The following is a 21,228-nucleotide window of genomic DNA, read 5'->3' as shown; positions in this document are numbered from 1 at the left end:
GCGCTCGCCTAATCTGACTAAGCTGTGGATCATGACTCGGTTGTCGACAGGATTCGCGGGATCAGGAGAGCGTATGCACGGGGCCATGGGGGCTTTGCTGTTGTTGAGTACGGGTTGTCTGGCCGCCGAAACGCCCTTGCGATTTGCCGTCACCGACGGCTGGGCCATGCCCATGGTACAGATCGAACGGGGCCGTCCGACCCAGGGCATCATGCCCGACATCATGACCAGCCTGGCGACCCAGGCAGGCATGCCGGCCGAGTTCCACGTGCTGTCTCGGGCCAGGCTCGACTCGGCCATGCAGAATGGCGAAGTCGATATGCGCTGTTATGTCAGCCCCGACTGGGTGGATGGCAACGGCAATTATCTATGGAGCGTCCCGCTGTTCTTCCAGCGCGACCTGCTGATCGGCACCACCAGCGTGTCCACGCAACTGTCGCCGGCGGCACTGGCACCACAACCGATCGGCACGGTGCTGGGCTATACGTACCCGACCTTGCAGCCGCTGTTCGACAGCGGCCACTTGCGGCGCGACGATGCGCGTAGCCAGGAGCAGGTGCTGGCCAAGCTGCTTGCCGGTCGCTATCGCTATGGCGTGAGCAATCAATGGGCACTGGACTGGTTCAATCAACGGCATGGGGCTGACCGTCAACTGCACGAGGTGGCTGTTCTCCAGGAACAACAGCTGGGCTGCTACCTGCGTAACGATCCCGGTCTTGCGACACAACGCATTCTGCGCACCCTGGAAAAAATGAAAGCGTCGGGGGAAATCGACGCCATCATCCGGCTCTATACCGGCCGCAACGCCGCATCGCAGGCAGAGACCGAGTCGCCCTGAATGCCGGGCCGTTGCTTCCACTGCGGCGGTGGAACAAAGCCCCTTACCCACCCTGGTATCTGCTCGGGGGGCATGGGTCGGGCAATGAAATACCCTTGAGCCACTTCACACCCCAGCCGCAGCAACAATTGCCCATGTTCCAGGCTGTCCAACCCCTCGGCCACCACCTGGCGCCCGAATGCCTGAGCCAGACCGATCACGGCGCGGGTCAGGGCCAGGTCGTCCCGGTCCTCCAGGATGTCGCGGACAAAGGTCTTGTCGATCTTGATGGTCTGGGTGCGCAGGTGCTTGAGGTCATTGAGGGAACAGTGGCCCGTTCCGAAGCCTCCCAGGGAAAACACCACGCCCAAGGCCTGGCAGGCCTGGAGACAGTCGCTGACGTGGGCCAGGTTTTCCACCGCGACGGATTCGACGATCTGCAGGTCCAGCATGCGCGGCGACACCGTCGGGTGTCGTTCCAGCACCTGCCGCAGGCGCTCCACGAAATCCGCGCGCTGGAAGTGTCGCGCCGAGATGTTGATGCTCACCGGCCAACACTGCCCCGCCTGCTGCCATTGCTGCAACTGGGTCATGACCTGCTCCATGACCCATTCGCCGATGTCGACGATCAGGTCGGTTTCTTCCACCAGGGGCAGGAACTCCCGGGGCGGCACCAGGCCACGTTGCGGATGTTTCCAGCGCAGCAGCGCCTCGAGACCGACCACGCAGCCATCGCGCATATTGACCTTGGGCTGGAAATGCAGCCGCAACTCGTCGTCCACCAATGCCTGCCGGACTCGCTCGACGGACTGGTACGTGGCCTGTACCTCCCTGTCCCGGGACACATCGAACAGATGGAAACGATTGCGACCGCTCTGCTTGGCCACGTACATGGCCTGGTCGGCGTGGCGCAGCAAGGTTTCGGCATCCTCGTCGTCCCACGGGTACAGCGTGACACCGATGCTGGCGAACACCTTGATACTCTTGCCATCGATCACGTAGGGCGCGGAGACGGCGATCAGCACCCGGTTCAAGGCGCCATGCAGCTCATCCATCCCACGCACATGACGCAGCACCAGTACGAACTCATCCCCGGCCAGCCGCGCCACCACGTCCTCGCCACGCACGATACTGCGCAGCCGCCTGGCCACCTCCACCAGCAGCCGGTCGCCACTGGCGTGGCCATGACCATCATTGACGGCCTTGAAGCCGTCGAGGTCGAGCATGCATATCGCCAGGGGCAGGTTTTCCGCCCGGGAAAAGGCCAGGGACTGATTCAACAAGTCCGACAGGTAGGTGCGATTGGGCAGCCCGGTCAGCACATCGTGTCCGACCCGCCATTGCAGGGAATGCAGTTGCCGACGCTTCTCGCTGACATCGAAACGAATCGCCAGGTAACGCTCGATCCGCCCTGTCGTATCGTCGGCCACCGGTACCAGGGTGGTGTCGACCCAATGCAAGGTTCCGTCCTTGGCCCGGTTGCAGATCTCGCCTTTCCAGATCTGGCCCAAGGCAATGGTGCGCCACATGGCGCTGAAGAACTCGCCAGGGTGCTGTCCGGAGTTGAGCAGGCGATGATTTTCGCCCAGCAGTTCATCGCGCTGGTAGCCAAAGAGAAGACAGAACTGATCGTTGACGTAGGTGATACGCCCGTTCAAATCGGTTTCGGAGAAAATCGCGGCTGCGTCAACGGCTCTGCGGTACTTCTTATCCATCGAAGCAGTCATCCATGAGTCATGGCTGGGCAGACGAAACAGCCAACTCGCTTCGAACACCTCGAAATGAGTTGGAGCGCGGGCCGTGCCGGCGATTGGGGTCAAGCCTCTACCGTTTGTCGCGACAATAAACGCAAGCGCTGTGTTTTTCGCGCATCCCGGTGTCTGATGCAGGTCACCAAATACCCGTGCCAAAGGCCGATTCTACGAAACACATCACATTTTGCAAAGCAAAGTGATGGAACATGCGGTTGCCTAATGCAAAAATCTATCGTTAAGTTCTTGATTCTAAATGGGAATTGAGCGATGCGAATTTCGAGCTTGGGGGCGGCCATCAGACGCTATCGCAAAGTAGCGGGGCTGACTCAGGCTGAACTGGGCGAAAAGACCGGCTTTGACCCCAAAACCATCAGCCGTTTCGAAACCGGCACCTACACCCCCAGCGTCGAAGCGCTGATCCTGCTTGCCAAGGCGCTGGACGTACAGCTCAAGGCATTTTTTGTCGATATGAACGACGAAGACGAACAACGCGCCTACCTGTTCGGCGTCATCCACAAAGCCACGCCAAAGGACCTGGGGAAGCTGATCGCGGCGGTAGACCAGGCGCTGTCCAAGCCTTAGGGCATGTCCCCTGAAATCCAGGGGAGCAGGTCATCGGCCAGTCAACGCTCCCCCTTCGCCCGATCCACGGCAGTCACGACCAGCGATATCACCACGAACCCCACCAGCACCATGGCCGCATTGCCAAGCGCCTGCATATAACCCAGCCGATTCACTTCGATGAACGGATAGGGATAGGTGTCCAGCAGATGGCCGCGCACCAGGGCGTAGATGAAATAGGCCAACGGATAGATCAGCCACGGCCAGGCGTTGCGCCAATGCAGCCCCTTGGGAACGCAGAACCACCAATAGATCACGAACACCACTGGCATCACGTCGTGGAGCAACTCGTCGGCCACCCATTGCCAGCCCTGGGGATCCCACACGTTACGCAGCAAGAAATTGTAGGCCAGACCCACCAGCACGATGGCGGCTGCCACGCCGCCTTGTGTCGACGGTCGGAGAAAGAAGCTGCGCAGCGCCGAGCTCCCTGTCGTCGCGGCATAAGTCAGCACCACCGCCACCAGGATATTGGTCAGCACCGTGAAGTAACTGAAGAAGATATCCAGCCCACCCGCCAGGCTCTTGCCGGCCTGCCAGCGCGAAGTCAGGATCAAGTAAAGCTGGAGCACCAAGGCAAACCAGGCCAGCCCAGCGGTCAGCTTCACGGCCACATTGCCCTTGCCTTGCGTTAACACCATGTCGTCGCTCATCACGTTGCCCTCCGGCCACGTGGCAGCTGCGACTGCGAAGTCCCTGAAAGGGATGTTCAACGACAGGCTGCCTGTTGGACGAGACCCTAGAAAAGCACCCGCAAGGATTCCACTGTCATTGCTGACAGTTCCGACCAGTGGTCATGCTGCAGGCGGCACAAGGCTGCGAAAGCATTCGAAGAGTAGAACAGGAAGACAAGGAAGGATGAAGTGAGAAGAACCTTGCGAAGGAAGGTTCGGGCGTTATGGAGGCAACCCCACCAGCCACACCCCGGCACACAATGTTCCCGCTGTGGCTGCTTCCTTCCGGATCTGACCAGGTTCACGGGTAATCGTTGCGGGGGGACCGATGGGGTCACCATAACGACGCCCGCCTGACGGCGAGCCGCGCCATTGTACCTATCTGGCAAGAACTTACAACCGTCCGCGCCGGATTAAAAACCGAAGATGTTCAAGCACTTGCCGCGCAGGCAAGGCCCGCGTGGCTATAGCAGCACTTCATCGGCCCGACCGCCCTCCTCCTGGATCACCATGTGGATGAAATGCAGCTTGGTAATCACCGCGGCCGGCAGGACGAAAGGGTAGAAATCCGGCTGGCCCATGCTGCGGGACAGTTCGTTGAGCATGCCGGCCAGTTCGATCCAGGCGTTGACGAAGGACAGGAAGGCCGAGCCACCGGAATGCCCCGGGTCGAACAGGGTGTCGGGCGGGAACGGCTGGTAGTCGAAATCCATGTCCTGGGCGCTCATGCCAAAACCCAGCGCGGTGTCCACCGCGTCCATCATGTGCAGGTAGTGAGCCCAGGTCTCGGCCCAGTCTTCCCAGGGATGCATGGTGGCGTAGGCGCTGACGTAACGGCTTTGCCAATCCTGGGGCGCGCCTTGCTGGTAGTGACGCTCCAGGGCTTCGGAATAACTGGCGCGCTCGTCGCCGAACAATCCACGAAACGGCTCGAGCCAGTGGCTGTTGGCGACCAGCCGGTCCCAGTAGTAATGGCCCACTTCGTGACGAAAATGCCCGAGCAGGGTGCGATACGGCTCGCGCATCTGCTGGCGCACGTATTCGCGATGGGCATCGTCGGCTTCCTTGATGTCCAGGGTGATCAATCCGCTGGCGTGACCGGTGGTCGGCGGGGTGCCGTCAGGGTCGACGCCGATGAAATCGAAGGCCAGGCCAATGTCTTCATCGACACTTTTCGGGACCACCGGTAAACCCAGGGTGATCAGTTGCGCCACCAGGCGGCGCTTGGCGGTCTCGACCTTGCGCCAGCGCTCCGGGTTTTCCGGGAGCGACAGATCCGGAATGGTGCGGTTCAGGCTGCAAGCAATGCACAGCGTGTCCTGGTCATTGGCCGGCAGCAACCAGTTGCAGGCCGCCGGGGTATCCAGGTTGGCACAGCGACGGAACAATCCCGCCTGCGGATCGGCATCCAGCGTCCAGGTGCCCGGTTGCTCGCCGGGTTGCAGGGAAGACAGACGGCTCTGTTCGGGCTGATACCCCAGCGCCGCCAGGCAGGCCAGGCATTGGCTGTTGCGAAAGAACAGGGACTGGCCGCAGCGACACGGCCAGATCTTGCTGTTACGCGAACGATCGGCCATGAAAGGCGCGGCGATGCGTGAACTCAGCTGTTCGAAGAAGCGGTACATGGCGATCTTTCTCCCGGGAGCCTGAAGATTAGTGGCCTGTGTGGCTAATTCGTGCCCTCGACGTCAAGTTGACCGTACAGACCACTAGATCACCCCGCGCGCAGGATCGTTCCTGCGCGCATCGCTTCAAACGCGGCAAGGAGCGGCTCGCGTCATGGAGCCCCGCTCCACACCACAGGCCTGCTCAGGACTGGACGGCGATGCCATGCTTGCCCAGGAAAGCCACGAACGCCTCTTCGTCCAGCACCTCGATGCCCAACTCGTTCGCCTTGGCCAGTTTCGAACCTGCCCCCGGCCCAGCCACCACGCAATGGGTTTTCGCTGACACGGAACCGGCCACCTTGGCACCCAGGCTCTCGAGCTTGTCCTTGGCGACGTCGCGACTCATCAGTTCCAACGAGCCGGTCAGCACCCAGGTATGCCCCGCTTCGGGCAAGCCTTCGACGACTTTCTTCTCGCTCTGCCAGTGCATGCCGAAGTCCCGCAGCTGTTTTTCGGCGGCCTCGGCCTGCCGGCGATTTTCGGCGATGGCGAAGAATTCCCGAACGGCATTGGCCTGTTTCTCCGGCAGGGTCTGGCGCATGTCCAGCCAGTCCGCCTCCATCACCGCTTCGAGGGATCCGAACCTGTCCGCCAGTTTCTGCGCCCCACCGGGCCCGACCGAAGGGATGTCCAGCTTGTCCAGGAAACCACCCAGGGTGGTGCTGGCCGAGAATTCCGCCCCCAGTTCGCCCTGGTCCTGGATATCCAGACCGTGGCGCAGCAGTTCCTTGATCACCTGGCGGTTATGCGGGTCTTCGAAGAAGCTGTGGATCTCGTGGGCGACTTCCAGCCCTACATCCGGCAGGTAAGTGAGTACCTGGGGCAACGCTGCCTGAACGCGCTCCAGCGACCCCAGGGAGCGGGCCAGGACCTTGGCGGTTTCCTCGCCGACATCCGGAATGCCCAGGGCATAGATGAAGCGCGCCAGGCTCGGCTTCTTGCTGTCGGCGATGGCCGCCAGCAGGTTCCTGCTGGACAGCTCGGCGAAGCCTTCCAGGTCCACCACTTGCTCGAAGGTCAGGGCGTACAGATCGGCGGGCGAGCCCACCAGGCCCTCGTCCACCAATTGCTCGACACTCTTCTCCCCCAGCCCTTCGATGTCCATGGCCCGGCGCGACACGAAATGAATGATCGCCTGCTTGAGCTGCGCACCACAGGCCAGGCGCCCGACGCAGCGATACACCGCGCCTTCGCTGACGGTCTCGCGTCCCTTGCTGCGCCTGATCAATTGCGTGCGCTCCACGTGGGAACCGCACACCGGGCATTGCTGGGGGATCGCCACGGGACGTGCGTCATCCGGACGACGTTCGGTGACCACTTGCACCACTTGTGGAATCACATCCCCGGCACGGCGGATGATCACGGTGTCGCCGATCATCAGGCCCAGGCGCGCCACTTCGTCCATGTTGTGCAGCGTGGCATTGGCCACCGTCACGCCGGCCACCTTGACCGGCTTGAGCCGTGCCACGGGCGTCACCGCTCCGGTGCGGCCCACCTGGAACTCGACATCCAGCAGCTCGGTGAGCTCTTCGCTGGCCGGGAATTTATGGGCAATGGCCCAGCGTGGCTCACGGGCGCGGAAGCCAAGCTCGCGCTGGGAAGCGATGCTGTTGACCTTGAACACCACCCCGTCGATTTCATAAGGCAGTGCGTTGCGCCGCTCACCGATGTCGCGGTAGTAGTCCAGGCATTCATCGATGCCATGGGCAAGCTTCAGCTCGCGACTGATGGGCAGGCCCCAGGCCTTGAGTTGCTTGAGGTTACCGATGTGGGTATCGGCGATGTCCGCTGTCACCTGGCCGATGCCGTAGCAGCAGAACTCCAGGGGTCGGTTGGCGGTGATCCTGGAATCCAGTTGCCGCAGGCTGCCGGCCGCCGCGTTGCGCGGGTTGGCGAAGGTCTTGCCGCCCGCCTCCAGCTGCGTGGCGTTGAGCCGTTCGAAGCCGGCCTTGGACATGTACACCTCGCCCCGTACTTCCAGCACGGGTGGCCAGCCGCTGCCCTGCAGCCTGAGGGGGATGTTGCGCACTGTGCGCACGTTGACACTGATGTCTTCGCCGGTAGTGCCGTCACCGCGGGTGGCACCGCGTACCAGCATGCCGTCCTGGTACAACAGGCTGACCGCCAGGCCATCGAGTTTCGGCTCGCAGCTGTATTGCACCGCCGCGCCGCCGCCCAGCAGATCGCCCATGGGCAGGTCGAGCCCCTCGGTCACCCGGCGGTCGAACTCGCGCATGGTGGTTTCATCGAAGGCGTTGCCCAGGCTGAGCATCGGAATCTCGTGGCGGACCTGGCTGAACGCAGACAGGGCGACGCTGCCGACACGCTGGGTCGGGGAGTCGCTGGTCACCAGTTCCGGATGCTGCTCTTCCAGGGCCTTGAGTTCATGGAACAGACGATCGTACTCGGCGTCCGGGATGGTTGGTTCATCGAGGACATGGTAACGGTAGTTGTGCTGATCCAGCTCGGTACGCAGCTCTAGGATGCGGGTTTCGACGGCATTCATGGTGTTCTCTCATAAAGCAAAAGAGCAGCCGAGGCTGCTCATTTCAATCAGTCATGCAACGCTCGGCGGAAAACCTGCGGCAACATAATATTTTGGGAGCTGCTTCGCAGCCCAGCGGGGCGGCGCGACGTTTCGCCAAATCCCCTCGCCACAAAAGCGCCTCGCCAGTTGGCAGCCTCAGCGCTTCTGGGTCAATGCCCGGCGCTCGAATTCGACGATGCGCTGACGGTAATGTTCGATGGTCTGGGCCGTCAGCACGCTGCGTTGGTCATCCTTCAATTCGCCGTTGAGTTCCTGGGACAGCTTGCGGGCCGCCGCGACCATCACGTCGAATGCCTGTTTGGGATGACGCGGTCCCGGCAGGCCCAGGAAGAAACTTACCGCCGGGGTGCTGAAGTGATCGATGTCGTCCAGGTCGAACACGCCAGGCTTGACGGCGTTGGCCATGGAAAACAGGACCTCGCCGTTACCAGCCATGCTTTCGTGGCGGTGGAAGATGTCCATCTCGCCGAAGCGCAGGCCGCTTTCCAGGATGTTCTGCAACAGCGCCGGGCCCTTGAAGCCGCCCGGATCGCGGCAGATGACGCTGATCACCAGCACTTCTTCTGCCTGGGCCTGGTCCTTGTCGCTGCCGGAAGTCTTGCTTTCGTCCGGGAAATCGTCGCGGCTGCTGAAGCTCGGACCACCGTCCAGGTCGAGGTTGAGGTTCAGGTCGCCCTGGGACGGCTCACTGTTACGCTTGCCGCGCTTGGAGCCCGACTCCCGTGGTTCGCGTGCGGGTGCGCTGACCGAAGGCAGGTCATGCTCGTCCAGCTGCGGCTCCTTGTGGGTGTCCAGCACCCGGGGCGGCCCCAGCAGCTCGGTGTTGTCATCGTCATCCGGCAGGTTCGACAGGCTGCGATCAAGGCGGAACTTGAGCTTCCCCTTGCCGCCGCGCATCCGGCGCCAGCCGTCGAAAAGAATACCGGCAATGACAATGATGCCGATGACGATCAGCCACTCGCGCAGACCGATTTCCATGTAATCCCGTGCCTCTATAAAAATGCTGAAAAATAAGGGGCTTAGCTATTTGCAAACCGCTTTAAAACGTGGCGCCAACTCTATGTTCTGAATGGCGTTTTGCCCACGCATAGGAAAAATTGACATTAAACTAGCACGACCAAAGATAACTTTACACCGTCTGTCGCATAGGCTTGTGCCAATCTGTGATTTGCACGGCACCGTTCAACGGTTAAAAGCCCCGCGGCCCTCCAGGAAGATGTCCGGCTTGCCACTTCAGGCATCCACCATTGCCATGGCCTCCTCGACATCCACCGCCACCAGACGCGAACAGCCGGGCTCATGCATCGTCACCCCCATCAACTGGTCGGCCATTTCCATGGCGATCTTGTTGTGGGTGATGTAGATGAACTGCACCGTTTCGGACATTTCCTTCACCAGCCGCGCGTAACGACCCACGTTCGCGTCGTCCAGCGGCGCATCGACCTCGTCGAGCATGCAGAACGGCGCCGGATTCAACTTGAAGATGGCAAATACCAGGGCCAGGGCCGTCAGCGCTTTTTCACCGCCGGAGAGCAAATGGATGGTGCTGTTCTTCTTTCCCGGTGGACGCGCCATGATCGTCACCCCAGTATCGAGTAGATCTTCGCCCGTCAGTTCCAAATACGCGCTGCCGCCACCGAAAACTTTCGGGAAAAGTGCCTGCAAACCGCTGTTGATCTGATCAAAGGTATCCTTGAAGCGATTTCGGGTTTCCTTGTCGATCTTGCGAATGACGTTTTCCAGGGTCTCCAGCGCTTCCACCAGGTCGGCATCCTGGGCGTCCAGGTAACGCTTGCGCTCGGACTGCTGCTCGTATTCGTCGATCGCCGCCAGGTTGATCGCGCCCAGGCGCTGGATGCGCGCGGCGATGCGCTCCAGCTCCTCCTCGGCGTCTTTCTCGTTGGCGCCGGGCACCAGCGTGGCGAGCACACCATTGAGGTCGTAACCGTCTTCGAGCAACTGATCCTGCAACGCCTTGCGGCGCACTGTCAGGGCCTGCCACTCCAGGCGTTGCTGCTCCATCTGGCCACGGATCAGTTGCGATTGCTGCTCGGCCTGGCTGCGCCGCTTCTCGGCGTCACGCAGCTCTCGGTCGGCGTCTTCCAGGGCGATCTGCGCAGTCTTGAGTTCTTCGTCGACGCTCATGCGCTTGTCCAGCAGCTCTTCGAGCTTGAGCCGCAGTTCCTCCAGCGGTGCCTCCCCCTCCTCCAGGTTGAGACTCAGCTGTTCGCGCTTTTCAGTCAGGCGCTCGGATTGCATTTCCAGGCGCTCCAAAGCCTGACGGGTGGAATCGTACTGGGCCTGGAGCGAGCCCAGGCGTACCGCCAGTTGATGGGCATGGTCCTTGTGCTGGCGAGCCTCCTGGCGTACCCGATCCAGGCGCTCGCGCAAGCTGTCGCGCTGGGCCAGCAACAGTTCGCGTTGCTCGGTGTCCAGAGCCATGGCATCGAGGGCCTCTTGCAGTTGCAAGCGCGCCTCGCCGATCTGTTCATGTTCCAGTGCCCGTTGCTCGCCCAGCTCGGCGATCTCTTCTTCGAGACGAGTGCGACGCAGGGCCAGTTGTTCGACCTTGGCCTTGCCGGCCGACAGCCCGGCCTTGAGCTCACCCTGATGGCGCGCTTCGTCCTGCAACAGCCGACGCAGGTGTTCACGGCCATTTTCCTGCTGACGTTGCTGCGCCCGCAGGTTCTGCAATTCGCTTTCCAGGGCCTCGACGCTGGCTTCGCGCTCTTCGCGTTCGGCCCCCAGGCGCTGGATCTCCTGGCCTCGGGCAAGCATGCCGCTCTCGGCTTCGCTGGCCCGGCGCACCCGCAGGAAGTGTCGGCCAACCCAATAGCCGTCGCGGCTGATCAGGCTCTCACCCGTCGCCAGTTGTCCGCGCAAAGCCAAGGCCTGTTCGAGGCTATCCACGGGCTTGACCTGGCCCAGCCAGGGCGACAGATCGACCTGGGCCTCGACCTTGTCCAACAGGCTGCCCGGCATCCGCACACCGTCACCGGCCGGACTGAGCAGCCGCAGGTCGCCCTGGGTAAAGCCCGACAGGTCGAAACCGGCGAAATCGTCCACCAGTACCGCCTGCAGGTCGGCACCCAGCACCGTCTCCACCGCCAGTTCCCAACCGGCGTCGACCTTCAGGCCTTCGGCCAAGCGTGGACGCTCGGCCAGATGCTGGTCGCGCAGCCATTCGGCGGTGCCGGTGCCTGGGTCGAGCGCGGCTTGCTGCAAGGCTTCCAGGGAGGCCAGACGCCCATTGAGTCGCTGCAACTCGCCCTGGGCCTGTTGCTGGTTGTGCAAGGCCTGCTGCAAGGCCTGGCGCAACTGTTCAAGGCGTTCGACCTGGGCGTCTTCACTGGCCTGTAAGTCTTCGAGGGTGGCTTCGCTGGCCGCCAGCTGCTCGCTCAGGTCCAGGATCGCCGCGTCTTCCGGGTCGGCCGCCAGCAGGGCGCGCTCTTCGGCCAGGCGCCGCTGGCGCTCGGCCAGGCGCTCCATGCTGGTTTCCAATTGCTGGATGCGCGACTGCTGCACCTCGGCCTGGCGCCGCGGTTCGGCGGAAGTCAGGTTGAAACGGTCCCACTGCTCCTGCCAGCCATGCATGGTCAGCTCGGCTTCCTCCAGGGCAGCGGCAGCCTCTTCGGCCGCGGCGCTGGTAACTTCCTGTTCCGGGGTGAGTCGGTCCAGCTCTTCGCCGAGGGTCAGCAGCAACGTACGGTCGTGCCCCAGGTGAGACTCGGTTTCCAGCCGCGCCCGCTCGGCTTCCTTCAAGTCATCCTGCAACTGACGCAGCCGTTGCTGGCCGTGCTGGATACTCTGCTCGACCCTGGCGATGTCGCCGCCCACCGAATAGAAGCGCCCCTGCACCAGATTGAAGCGCTCGGACAGTTCGTGATGCCCGTCGCGCAGGCGCTCGATGGCCGCGTCGGCGTTGCGCTGCTCGGCCACCAGGGCTTCGAAGCTGACCTCCTGGTTGCCGATGATCGACTCGCGCTGGCCGACCTGCTCATTCAGGGCCTGCCACCGCAGGGCCGAGAGCTGGGCCTTGAGCTGGCGCTCCTCGCCCTTGTATTCCTGGTACTTGCGGGCGGCTTCGGATTGGCGGTGCAACCGTTCGAGCTGGCGATCGAGCTCTTCGCGCAAGTCGGTCAGGCGGGCAAGGTTTTCGTGGGTGCGGCGGATACGGTTTTCAGTCTCGCGCCGCCGCTCCTTGTATTTGGAAATACCCGCGGCTTCCTCGATGAAGTTGCGCAGGTCTTCGGGCTTGGCCTCGATCAGCTTGGAGATCATGCCCTGCTCGATGATCGAATAGCTGCGCGGCCCCAGGCCGGTGCCCAGGAAGATATCGGTGATATCGCGCCGCCGGCACTTGGCACCATTGAGGAAATAACTGTTCTGGCTGTCCCGGGTCACCTTGCGCCGAATGGAGATCTCGGCATAGGCGGCATATTCGCCCACCAGGGTGCTGTCGGAGTTGTCGAACACCAGCTCGATGCTTGCCTGGCTCACCGGCTTGCGACTGGTCGAGCCGTTGAAGATGACGTCGGTCATCGACTCGCCGCGCAGGTTCTTGGCCGAGCTCTCGCCCATCACCCAGCGGACGGCGTCGATGATATTGGACTTGCCGCAACCGTTGGGCCCCACCACCGCCGCCATGTTGCTGGGGAAGTTCACCGTGGTCGGGTCGACGAAGGACTTGAACCCCGCCAGCTTGATGCACTTGAGTCGCACGTCAGGCCGCCGTCAGGGCAGAAACCACCAGATCGCAACTGCGCTGGGCATAGGCCGTCAGCACGATGCGAATCTGCGGCAGGTCACGGGCCAGCACGGCCACGAGCAGGCGCTGGAACAGATCGAGGAACTCGCTCATTTCCGCCTTGCGCTGTTCCAGGGCCAGGAAGTAGGCACGGCTCATGGCCGGCTGCAGGTTCTCGACGGTTTCCTGCAGGTACGGATTGTTGGCGAAAGGATAGGCGGCACGCATCACACTGAAGCTTTCATCGACGAAGGTACGGATGTCCTGTCGGACGAAGGCCTCCTTGAGGCGCTGCTGGATCACCAGGAAGGGCGCCATGTCGGCCTGATCCTTCCAGCCCTGGGCCACGGCGTTGCCCAGCAGGATGTACAGCTCGCTCATCAGCGCGCAGAGGCTGCGTACCTTGTGCTCGGTGAGTTCGGTGACATGGGCGCCACGGCGCGGCAGGATCGCGACCAGATGGCGCCGTTCCAGGATCAGCAAGGCCTCGCGGACCGAGCCGCGGCTGACATTGAGCGCCAGCGTGACCTTCTGCTCCTGGATGCGCTCCCCCGGCCTCATTTCGCCGCGAATGATGCGCTCGGCGAGATGATGGGCGATTTGCTCCGCGAGGCTGTCCGGGGCCTTGAACGTCATGGTTGTCCTTCAAACTCTTCGATTTGCACAAGCGGCGCAGTGTACCGCACTCGATACGTCATGGCGCAGGGCCTGCACCGGGTTTTTGGCACGATATAAGCAAATTTTCAAGGGCCCGGCCTTTGCGCAAGCAGGGCTCGCCCGCGAACGTGGACCGACCGCCGCAGATCCTTGCGCAGGCCGGCATCCGAGCAAGCAAGCCCGTCCCACAAGGATTTGCGCTTAACTGATGGAGAGAGGACATCGCTCGAAGTTCGACCCCGAAACCTGTTGTTCATCGACAAAGCGAATTTTCCTGACCTTAAAGTCAGAAAATCGTTGACCGAAAAGTCAGAACTGATAAATTCGGCCCACGTCGATACAACAATAATGAATCTGCGAGGCCTTCCGTGATCCAGTTTTTACTCAACCAGGAACTCCGTAGCGAGCACAGCCTGGACCCGAACCTGACCGTGCTCAATTACCTGCGCGAGCATGTCGGCCGGTCCGGCACCAAAGAAGGCTGCGCCAGCGGCGACTGTGGTGCGTGCACCGTGGTGGTGGGCGAACTGCACGTAGATGAATCCGGTCATGAGCGCCTGCGCTATCGCAGCCTCAACTCATGCCTGACCTTCGTCTCGTCCCTGCACGGCAAGCAACTGATCAGCGTCGAAGACCTCAAGCACCAGGGCCGGTTGCACAGCGTCCAGCAGGCCATGGTCGATTGTCACGGCTCGCAATGCGGCTTCTGTACCCCCGGCTTCGTCATGTCGCTGTTTGCCCTGCAGAAAAACAGCGAACAGCCCGACGCGCACAAGGCCCACGAGGCCCTGGCCGGCAACCTGTGTCGCTGCACCGGCTACCGGCCGATCCTGGCTGCCGCCGACCAGGCCTGCTGCGGCAAGCAAACGGACCAGTTCGACGCTCGTGAAGCCCAGACCATCGCTCGTCTCAAGGCCATTGCGCCCAAGGAGACCGGCGAACTCAACAGCGGCGACAAGCGCTGCCTGGTGCCGCTGACGGTCGCCGACCTGGCCGAACTCTACGACGCGTATCCCCAGGCGCGCCTGCTGGCCGGCGGCACGGACCTGGCCCTGGAAGTCACCCAGTTCCACCGTACCCTGCCGGTGATGATCTATGTGGGAAACGTGGCCGAACTCAAGCGCATCGAGCGCTTCGACGACCGCCTGGAGATCGGCGCCGCTACCGCGCTCTCCGATTGCTACGAGGCCTTGCAGGCCGAATACCCCGACTTCGGTGAATTGCTGCAGCGCTTCGCCTCGCTGCAGATCCGCAACCAGGGCACCCTGGGCGGCAACATCGGCAACGCCTCGCCCATCGGCGACTCCCCGCCCCTGCTGATCGCCCTCGGCGCGCAGATCGTACTGTGCAAGGGGCAGGTGCGCCGCACACTGGCCCTGGAGGACTATTTCATCGATTACCGGGTCACGGCTCGCCAGGAAAGCGAATTCATCGAGAAGATCATCGTGCCGAGGGCCAGCGCCGAGCAGGCATTTCGCGCCTACAAGGTTTCCAAGCGCCTGGACGATGACATTTCCGCCGTGTGCGCGGCATTCAACCTGCGGATCGACAACGGCGTGGTGCGCGACGCCCGCGTAGCGTTCGGCGGCATGGCCGCGACGCCCAAGCGCGCCAAGCATTGTGAGGCGGCCCTGATCGGCTCTGCATGGAACGACAGCACTGTCGAGCGTGCCTGCGCGGCCCTGGGCGAGGATTTCACGCCGCTGTCGGACTTCCGCGCCAGCAAGGAGTACCGCTTGCTCGGCGCCCGCAACCTGCTGCGCAAATACTTCATCGAACTGCAAACGCCGCACATCGAGACTCGGGTGACCGCTTATGTCTAACCATCACGCCGCAGAAAAGACCCAAGCCGAACTGGCCGAACTGTTCGCCCGCGACCTCACCACTGGCGTGGGCCGCAGCGTCAAGCACGACAGCGCCGCCAAGCATGTGTCTGGTGAAGCCCAGTACATCGATGACCGCCTGGAGTTTCCCAACCAGTTGCACGTCTATGCCCGGCTGTCGGACCGCGCCCACGCCCGGATCCTGCGCATCGACACCACGCCGTGCTATGCCTTCGACGGGGTGCGCATCGCCATTACCCATGCGGATATACCGGGCCTGAAGGACATCGGACCGTTGCTGCCCGGCGATCCACTGCTGGCCATCGATGATGTGCAGTTCGTCGGCCAGCCCGTGCTGGCCGTGGCCGCCCGGGACCTGGAAACCGCGCGCAAGGCGGCGATGGCGGCCATCGTCGAATATGAAGACCTGGAGCCGGTGCTCGACGTGGTCGAAGCCCTGCGCAAGCGTCACTTCGTGCTCGACAGCCACACCCATCGGCGCGGTGATTCGGCCGCCGCCCTGGCCGGTGCCGAACACCGTATCCAGGGCACGCTGCACATCGGCGGCCAGGAACATTTCTACCTGGAAACCCAGATTTCCTCGGTGATGCCCACCGAAGATGGCGGCATGCTCGTCTATTGCTCGACCCAGAACCCCACCGAAGTGCAGAAACTGGTGGCCGAAGTGCTGGGGGTTTCGATGAACAAAGTCGTGGTGGACATGCGCCGCATGGGCGGTGGGTTCGGCGGCAAGGAAACCCAGGCCGCCAGCCCGGCCTGCCTGTGCGCGGTCATCGCCCATCTCACTGGCCAGCCGACCAAGATGCGCCTGCCCCGGGTCGAAGACATGCTGATGACCGGCAAGCGCCACCCCTTCTACATCGAATACGACGTCGGCTTCGACAGCACCGGGCGCCTGCACGGCATCGCCCTCGAACTGGCCGGCAATTGCGGCTGTTCGCCGGACCTGTCCGCCTCTATCGTCGACCGTGCGATGTTCCACGCCGATAACGCCTATTACCTGGGCGATGCGACCATCAACGGCCATCGCTGCAAGACCAATATCGCCTCGAACACCGCCTATCGCGGCTTCGGCGGCCCCCAGGGCATGGTCGCCATCGAGGAAGTCATGGACGCCATCGCCCGACACCTGGGCCTGGACCCGCTGGCCGTGCGCAAGGCCAACTACTACGGCAAGACCGAGCGCAACGTCACCCACTACTACCAGACCGTCGAGCACAACATGCTCGAGGAAATGACCGCCGAGCTTGAGCAAAGCAGCCAGTACGCCGAACGCCGCGAGGCGATCCGCCGCTACAACGCCAACAGCCCGATCCTGAAAAAAGGCCTGGCGCTGACCCCGGTGAAATTCGGCATTTCGTTCACCGCCAGTTTCCTCAACCAGGCCGGCGCGCTGATCCACATCTACACCGATGGCAGCATCCACCTTAATCATGGTGGCACCGAAATGGGCCAGGGCCTCAACACCAAGGTCGCCCAGGTGGTGGCCGAAGTGTTCCAGGTGGAAATGGACCGGGTGCAGATCACCGCGACCAATACCGACAAAGTGCCCAACACCTCGCCCACCGCCGCCAGCAGCGGCGCCGACCTGAACGGCAAGGCCGCGCAGAACGCCGCCGAAACCATCAAGCGGCGCCTGGTGGAGTTCGCTGCGCGGCAGTACAAGGTCAGCGAAGAAGACGTGGAATTCAAAAACGGCCATGTTCGGGTGCGCGATCACATCCTGACGTTCGAGGCGTTGGTGCAACAGGCCTATTTCGCCCAGGTCTCGCTGTCCAGCACCGGTTTCTACAAGACTCCGAAGATCTACTACGACCGCAGCCAGGCCCGTGGCCGGCCGTTCTACTACTACGCCTATGGCGCGGCCTGCGCCGAGGTCATCGTCGATACCCTGACTGGCGAATACAAGATGCTGCGCACCGACATCCTCCACGACGTCGGCGCCTCGTTGAACCCGGCGATCGATATCGGCCAGGTCGAGGGTGGCTTCATCCAGGGCATGGGCTGGCTGACCATGGAAGAGCTGGTGTGGAACGACAAGGGCAAGCTGATGACCAATGGCCCGGCCAGCTACAAGATCCCGGCCGTGGCCGACATGCCCCTGGACCTGCGGGTCAGGCTGGTGGAGAACCGCAAGAACCCGGAAGACACGGTGTTCCATTCCAAGGCCGTTGGCGAGCCGCCCTTCATGCTCGGCATCGCCGCATGGTGCGCCATCAAGGACGCCGTGGCGAGCCTGGGGGATTACAGGCACCAACCGAAAATCGATGCGCCGGCGACGCCGGAGCGGGTGTTGTGGGGGTGTGAGCAGATGCGAGGGTTGAAAGCGGTCAGGACTGAGGAAGCTGAAGTCGAAGTGGCTTCGCTCTAGACCGCGGCGCGGCTATCGCGAGCAAGCTCGCTCCCACAAGGGACTGCGGACACCGTCCCAATGTGGGAGCGAGCTTGCTCGCGATGAGGCCGGAACAGACAAAAGAGATATCGAGGTGAATATGTACAACTGGATCAGCGCCCTCGCCGACCTGCAGACCCGCGGTGAACCCTGCGTGCTGGTGACGATCATCGAAGAACTGGGTTCCACACCGCGCAATGCCGGCTCGAAGATGGTCATCAGCGCCAGCCAGACCTTCGACACCATCGGTGGCGGGCACCTGGAATACAAGGCCATGGAGATCGCCCGGCAAATGCTCGCCAGCGGCCAGCAGGACACCCATCTGGAGCGTTTCAGCCTCGGCGCCAGCCTGGGCCAGTGCTGCGGTGGCGTCACGGTGCTGCTGTTCGAACCCATGGGCCAGGTGCAGGCACAGATCGCAGTGTTCGGCGCCGGTCATGTCGGTCGCGCGCTGGTGCCGCTGCTGGCGAGCCTGCCTTGCAAGGTGCGCTGGATCGACTCGCGGGAGACGGAATTTCCTGAACAACTGCCCCACGGCGTGCGCAGGATCGTCAGCGAAGATCCGTTGGATGAAGTCGACGCACTGCCGCCCGGCAGCTACTGCATCGTCATGACCCATACCCATCAGCTGGACCTGGAGCTGAGCGCCGCGATCCTCAAGCGCAATGACTTCGCCTATTTCGGCCTGATCGGTTCGAAGACCAAACGGGTCAGGTTCGAACACCGCCTGCGCGACCGCGGCTTCGACAGCGGCGCCTTGCAGCGCATGCGCTGCCCGATGGGCATTGGCGAAGTCAAAGGCAAGCTGCCTGTGGAAATCGCCATCTCCATCGCCGGCGAAATCATCGCCACCTATAACGCGAATTTCGGCCAGCAGACCCGCCGCGCCGAGCCCATTGCCAAACTGCTGCCGGCCTCGCGTCGCAGCTGACCATTTCCGAGAGTTCCCATGCCCCTGACTCGCAAAGCCTACCGTGCCGCCCTGCTCCACAGTCTCGCCGATCCTGCCGAAGCCGGGATCGAAGCGTCCTACGAATACTTCGAAGACGGCCTGCTGGTGGTGGAGAATGGCCAGATCAGCGCCATCGGCCCCGCCTGCGACCTGCTGCCCACACTGGCCGCCGACATCGAGATCGTCCATCACCAGGATGCGCTGATCACTCCTGGCTTCATCGATACCCATATCCATCTGCCCCAGACCGGCATGGTGGGCGCCTATGGCGAACAGTTGCTGGACTGGCTGGACACCTACACCTTTCCCTGCGAGAGCCAGTTCGCCGACAAGGCCCACGCCGACGCGGTGGCGGATATTTTCGTCAAGGAACTGCTGCGCAACGGCACCACCACGGCGCTGGTGTTCGGCAGCGTGCACCCGCAATCGGTGAACGCGTTCTTCGAAGTGGCCCAGAAACTCGACCTGCGGATGATCGCCGGCAAAGTGATGATGGACCGCAATGCCCCGGACTACCTGGTCGATACGGCCGAATCCAGCTACACCCAGAGCAAGGCGCTGATCGAGCGCTGGCATGGCAAGGGTCGCCTGCACTACGCCGTGACACCGCGCTTCGCCCCCACCAGCACACCGGAACAACTGGCCCTGGCCGGTCAATTGCTGAGGGAATATCCCGATCTCTACATGCAGACCCACATCAGTGAAAACCTGCAGGAAGTGCAGTGGGTCAAGTCCCTGTTTCCCGAGCGAAAGGGCTATCTGGACGTCTACGACCACTACCAGTTGCTCGGCCAGCGCTCGGTACTGGCCCATGGCGTGCACCTGTGCGACGACGAATGCGCGCGCCTGGCCGAGACCGGTTCGGCCATAGCCTTCTGCCCGACTTCGAACCTGTTCCTCGGCAGCGGACTGTTCAACCTGCCCATGGCCGAGAAGCATAAGGTGAATGTGGGGCTGGGCACGGACGTCGGTGGCGGTACCAGCTTTTCGCTGCTGCAGACCCTGAACGAAGCCTACAAGGTGATGCAGTTGCAGGGCGCCAGGCTGAGCCCGTTCAAGTCACTCTACCTGGCCACCCTGGGCGGCGCCCGGGCCTTGCGCCTGGAGGATCGGATCGGGACCTTGCAACCGGGTACGGATGCGGACTTCCTGGTGCTGGACTACAACGCCACGCCGCTGCTGAGCTATCGCCTCAAGCAGGCCAAGGACATTGCCGAGCGGTTGTTCGTATTGATGACGCTGGGGGATGACCGGACGGTGGCGCAGACCTATGCGGCCGGTAAATTGGTGCATCAGCGCTAGAATCTCGGCGCCTGTCGGAACGCTATCGCGAGCAGGCCCGCTCCCGCAGGGATTATGTGAACAACACAAATCCACTGTGGAAGCGAGCCAGCTGGCGATGAAGGCGACTCGGAATAACTGGCTCACCCCATCAGAGCTTGGCCGTCGACCGCCCAGGCTTCTTGCTCTGCAGCAGATGCGAGAACACCGCATGCAAATCATCCGACGCGCTTTCTTCGTCGAGGTTGAGCTTGCTGTCGATGTGATCCATGTGGTGCATCATCAGGTCAACCGCCAGCGTGGCGTCCCGGGCCTCGATGGCGTCGATCAGCTGGGTGTGTTCGTCATAGGAACAGTGGGAACGGTTGCCGCTTTCGTATTGGGCGATGATCAGGGACGTCTGGGACACCAGGCTGCGCTGGAAGCTGATCAATGGCGCGTTCTTCGCCGCTTCGGCCAGCTTGAGGTGGAACTCGCCCGACAGGCGAATGCCGGCGCCACGGTCGCCACGGGAAAAACTGTCGCGCTCGTCGCTGACCATCTGCCGCAGTTCGGCCAGTTGCTCGGCGGTGGCGTGCTGCACCGCCAATTCGGTGATGGCCCGTTCCACGAGGCGCCGGGCCATGAACACCTGGCGAGCCTCCTCGACACTCGGGCTGGCCACCACGGCGCCCCGATTGGGTCGCAGCAGCACCACCCCTTCATGGGCCAGGCGAGACAGCGCGCGCCGGATGATCGTGCGGCTGACTCCGAAAATTTCCCCCAGTGCCTCTTCGCTCAACTTGGTACCGGGCGCCAGGCGTTGTTCGAGGATGGCCTCGAAGATATGTGCATAGACAATATCGTCCTGGGTTCCGCTGCGGCCGGCTTTACCTGCTCGCGGTTGTTTCTTGAGGGGTTGCAACTGTTCGTTCATGGGCACTCGGGTCGGGAGAACTGCGGCGAATTGACCGTGACTGTAATACGGCACAGCGGGTCGCTGGCAAGTATCGTGTAAAAAACAGCTCGATTGTACACAACCTCTGATGGCAACACGACTGTACGGCTGTTTGCAGGCATGGCTGTATTGCAATCGACAACTGCGTTGAGTTTAGGCTTAAACCACAAAATCTGTGGCGAGGGGATTGATCCCCGCCGGGTCGCAAAGCGGGCGGTCTCAGCCATACCAGCCTTGTTGCAACGAGACTTTCCAGGACCGCCATGCAGTTCATCGGGGATCAATCCTCTCGCCACACAGTCAGGCTCTAGCTGTTCTACCAATCAGGATCATCCCG

Annotated in this window: 14 protein-coding genes and 1 other RNA gene; 6 read left to right on the top strand and 9 right to left on the bottom strand. The window is 62.4% G+C overall.

Annotated features, from left to right (window positions below; all coding sequences use genetic code 11):
• Positions 1-73 precede the first annotated feature (73 nt).
• Positions 74-838: a substrate-binding periplasmic protein gene (locus BLP99_RS01445; protein ID WP_072389070.1), complete on the top strand. Its 765-nt coding sequence runs from the start codon at positions 74-76 to the stop codon at positions 836-838.
• On the opposite strand, the gene BLP99_RS01440 is transcribed toward BLP99_RS01445, so the two are convergent.
• Positions 790-2,532: a putative bifunctional diguanylate cyclase/phosphodiesterase gene (locus BLP99_RS01440; protein ID WP_092179554.1), complete on the bottom strand. Its 1,743-nt coding sequence runs from the start codon at positions 2,530-2,532 to the stop codon at positions 790-792. The two genes, BLP99_RS01445 and BLP99_RS01440, sit on opposite strands and share 49 nt — an antisense overlap.
• 306 nt (positions 2,533-2,838) lie before the next feature.
• Here BLP99_RS01440 and BLP99_RS01435 point away from each other — a divergent pair, with 306 nt between their 5' ends.
• A complete protein-coding gene (locus BLP99_RS01435) occupies positions 2,839-3,153 on the top strand; it encodes a helix-turn-helix domain-containing protein (protein ID WP_072389072.1) in 315 nt (104 codons plus the stop codon).
• 41 nt (positions 3,154-3,194) lie between these two features.
• Here the strand turns inward: BLP99_RS01435 and BLP99_RS01430 are convergent, their stop codons facing one another.
• The 7 genes from BLP99_RS01430 to BLP99_RS01400 form a co-directional block, all read right to left on the bottom strand.
• Positions 3,195-3,845 (bottom strand): Pr6Pr family membrane protein, encoded by a 651-nt coding sequence (locus tag BLP99_RS01430; protein ID WP_072458067.1) that lies wholly within the window; start codon positions 3,843-3,845, stop codon positions 3,195-3,197.
• Positions 3,846-4,100: 255 nt separating this feature from the next.
• Positions 4,101-4,197: signal recognition particle sRNA small type (gene ffs, locus BLP99_RS01425), an RNA gene on the bottom strand.
• A 133-nt stretch (positions 4,198-4,330) separates the two neighbouring features.
• Complete coding sequence (locus BLP99_RS01420; RefSeq protein WP_072430341.1) at positions 4,331-5,491, bottom strand: zinc-binding metallopeptidase family protein; 1,161 nt, start codon at positions 5,489-5,491, stop codon at positions 4,331-4,333.
• Between the two features lie 184 nt (positions 5,492-5,675).
• A complete protein-coding gene (gene ligA, locus BLP99_RS01415) occupies positions 5,676-8,039 on the bottom strand; it encodes an NAD-dependent DNA ligase LigA (protein WP_072430340.1) in 2,364 nt (787 codons plus the stop codon).
• 177 nt (positions 8,040-8,216) lie between these two features.
• Positions 8,217-9,059 carry a cell division protein ZipA gene (zipA, locus tag BLP99_RS01410; RefSeq protein ID WP_072389076.1) on the bottom strand — a complete coding sequence of 281 codons (843 nt, stop codon included), beginning with the start codon at positions 9,057-9,059 and terminating at the stop codon, positions 8,217-8,219.
• Between the two features lie 255 nt (positions 9,060-9,314).
• Entirely contained in the window at positions 9,315-12,803 is a 3,489-nt protein-coding gene (smc, locus tag BLP99_RS01405) for a chromosome segregation protein SMC (protein ID WP_072458068.1), read from the bottom strand.
• Position 12,804: 1 nt separating this feature from the next.
• Entirely contained in the window at positions 12,805-13,464 is a 660-nt protein-coding gene (locus BLP99_RS01400; RefSeq protein ID WP_072389078.1) for a GntR family transcriptional regulator, read from the bottom strand.
• Positions 13,465-13,853: 389 nt separating this feature from the next.
• On the opposite strand from BLP99_RS01400, the gene xdhA reads away from it, so the two are divergent.
• From xdhA to guaD, 4 genes are all read left to right on the top strand, one after another.
• The gene (gene xdhA, locus BLP99_RS01395; protein WP_072389080.1) at positions 13,854-15,308 is read left to right on the top strand and encodes a xanthine dehydrogenase small subunit; all 1,455 of its coding nucleotides are present in this window, start codon (positions 13,854-13,856) and stop codon (positions 15,306-15,308) included.
• A complete protein-coding gene (xdhB, locus tag BLP99_RS01390; protein ID WP_072430337.1) occupies positions 15,301-17,700 on the top strand; it encodes a xanthine dehydrogenase molybdopterin binding subunit in 2,400 nt (799 codons plus the stop codon). Before xdhA ends, xdhB begins: the two co-directional genes overlap by 8 nt.
• A gap of 121 nt (positions 17,701-17,821) precedes the next feature.
• On the top strand, positions 17,822-18,652 hold the full coding sequence (gene xdhC / locus BLP99_RS01385; protein ID WP_072458069.1) for a xanthine dehydrogenase accessory protein XdhC: 831 nt from the start codon (positions 17,822-17,824) through the stop codon (positions 18,650-18,652).
• Positions 18,653-18,670: 18 nt separating this feature from the next.
• A complete protein-coding gene (gene guaD / locus BLP99_RS01380; RefSeq protein ID WP_072389086.1) occupies positions 18,671-19,975 on the top strand; it encodes a guanine deaminase in 1,305 nt (434 codons plus the stop codon).
• 130 nt (positions 19,976-20,105) lie between these two features.
• On the opposite strand, the gene BLP99_RS01375 is transcribed toward guaD, so the two are convergent.
• Complete coding sequence (locus BLP99_RS01375) at positions 20,106-20,870, bottom strand: GntR family transcriptional regulator (protein ID WP_003183531.1); 765 nt, start codon at positions 20,868-20,870, stop codon at positions 20,106-20,108.
• Positions 20,871-21,228 lie beyond the last annotated feature (358 nt).

The sequence above is a fragment of the Pseudomonas sp. NFACC32-1 genome (genome assembly GCF_900101215.1).
GTDB lineage: Bacteria > Pseudomonadota > Gammaproteobacteria > Pseudomonadales > Pseudomonadaceae > Aquipseudomonas.
The sequence above is the reverse complement of the archived record's forward strand: the minus strand, read 5'-3'. Positions and strand labels throughout refer to the sequence as shown.

What these genes read in the sequence shown, in the direction of transcription:
- BLP99_RS01445 (WP_072389070.1), top strand. Translation starts at nt 74, where the DNA reads ATGCACGGGGCCATGGGGGCTTTGCTGTTGTTGAGTACGGGTTGTCTG.
- BLP99_RS01440 (WP_092179554.1), bottom strand. Translation starts at nt 2,532, where the DNA reads ATGGATAAGAAGTACCGCAGAGCCGTTGACGCAGCCGCGATTTTCTCC.
- BLP99_RS01435 (WP_072389072.1), top strand. Translation starts at nt 2,839, where the DNA reads ATGCGAATTTCGAGCTTGGGGGCGGCCATCAGACGCTATCGCAAAGTA.
- BLP99_RS01430 (WP_072458067.1), bottom strand. Translation starts at nt 3,845, where the DNA reads ATGAGCGACGACATGGTGTTAACGCAAGGCAAGGGCAATGTGGCCGTG.
- BLP99_RS01420 (WP_072430341.1), bottom strand. Translation starts at nt 5,491, where the DNA reads ATGTACCGCTTCTTCGAACAGCTGAGTTCACGCATCGCCGCGCCTTTC.
- ligA (WP_072430340.1), bottom strand. Translation starts at nt 8,039, where the DNA reads ATGAATGCCGTCGAAACCCGCATCCTAGAGCTGCGTACCGAGCTGGAT.
- zipA (WP_072389076.1), bottom strand. Translation starts at nt 9,059, where the DNA reads ATGGAAATCGGTCTGCGCGAGTGGCTGATCGTCATCGGCATCATTGTC.
- BLP99_RS01400 (WP_072389078.1), bottom strand. Translation starts at nt 13,464, where the DNA reads ATGACGTTCAAGGCCCCGGACAGCCTCGCGGAGCAAATCGCCCATCAT.
- xdhB (WP_072430337.1), top strand. Translation starts at nt 15,301, where the DNA reads ATGTCTAACCATCACGCCGCAGAAAAGACCCAAGCCGAACTGGCCGAA.
- xdhC (WP_072458069.1), top strand. Translation starts at nt 17,822, where the DNA reads ATGTACAACTGGATCAGCGCCCTCGCCGACCTGCAGACCCGCGGTGAA.
- guaD (WP_072389086.1), top strand. Translation starts at nt 18,671, where the DNA reads ATGCCCCTGACTCGCAAAGCCTACCGTGCCGCCCTGCTCCACAGTCTC.
- BLP99_RS01375 (WP_003183531.1), bottom strand. Translation starts at nt 20,870, where the DNA reads ATGAACGAACAGTTGCAACCCCTCAAGAAACAACCGCGAGCAGGTAAA.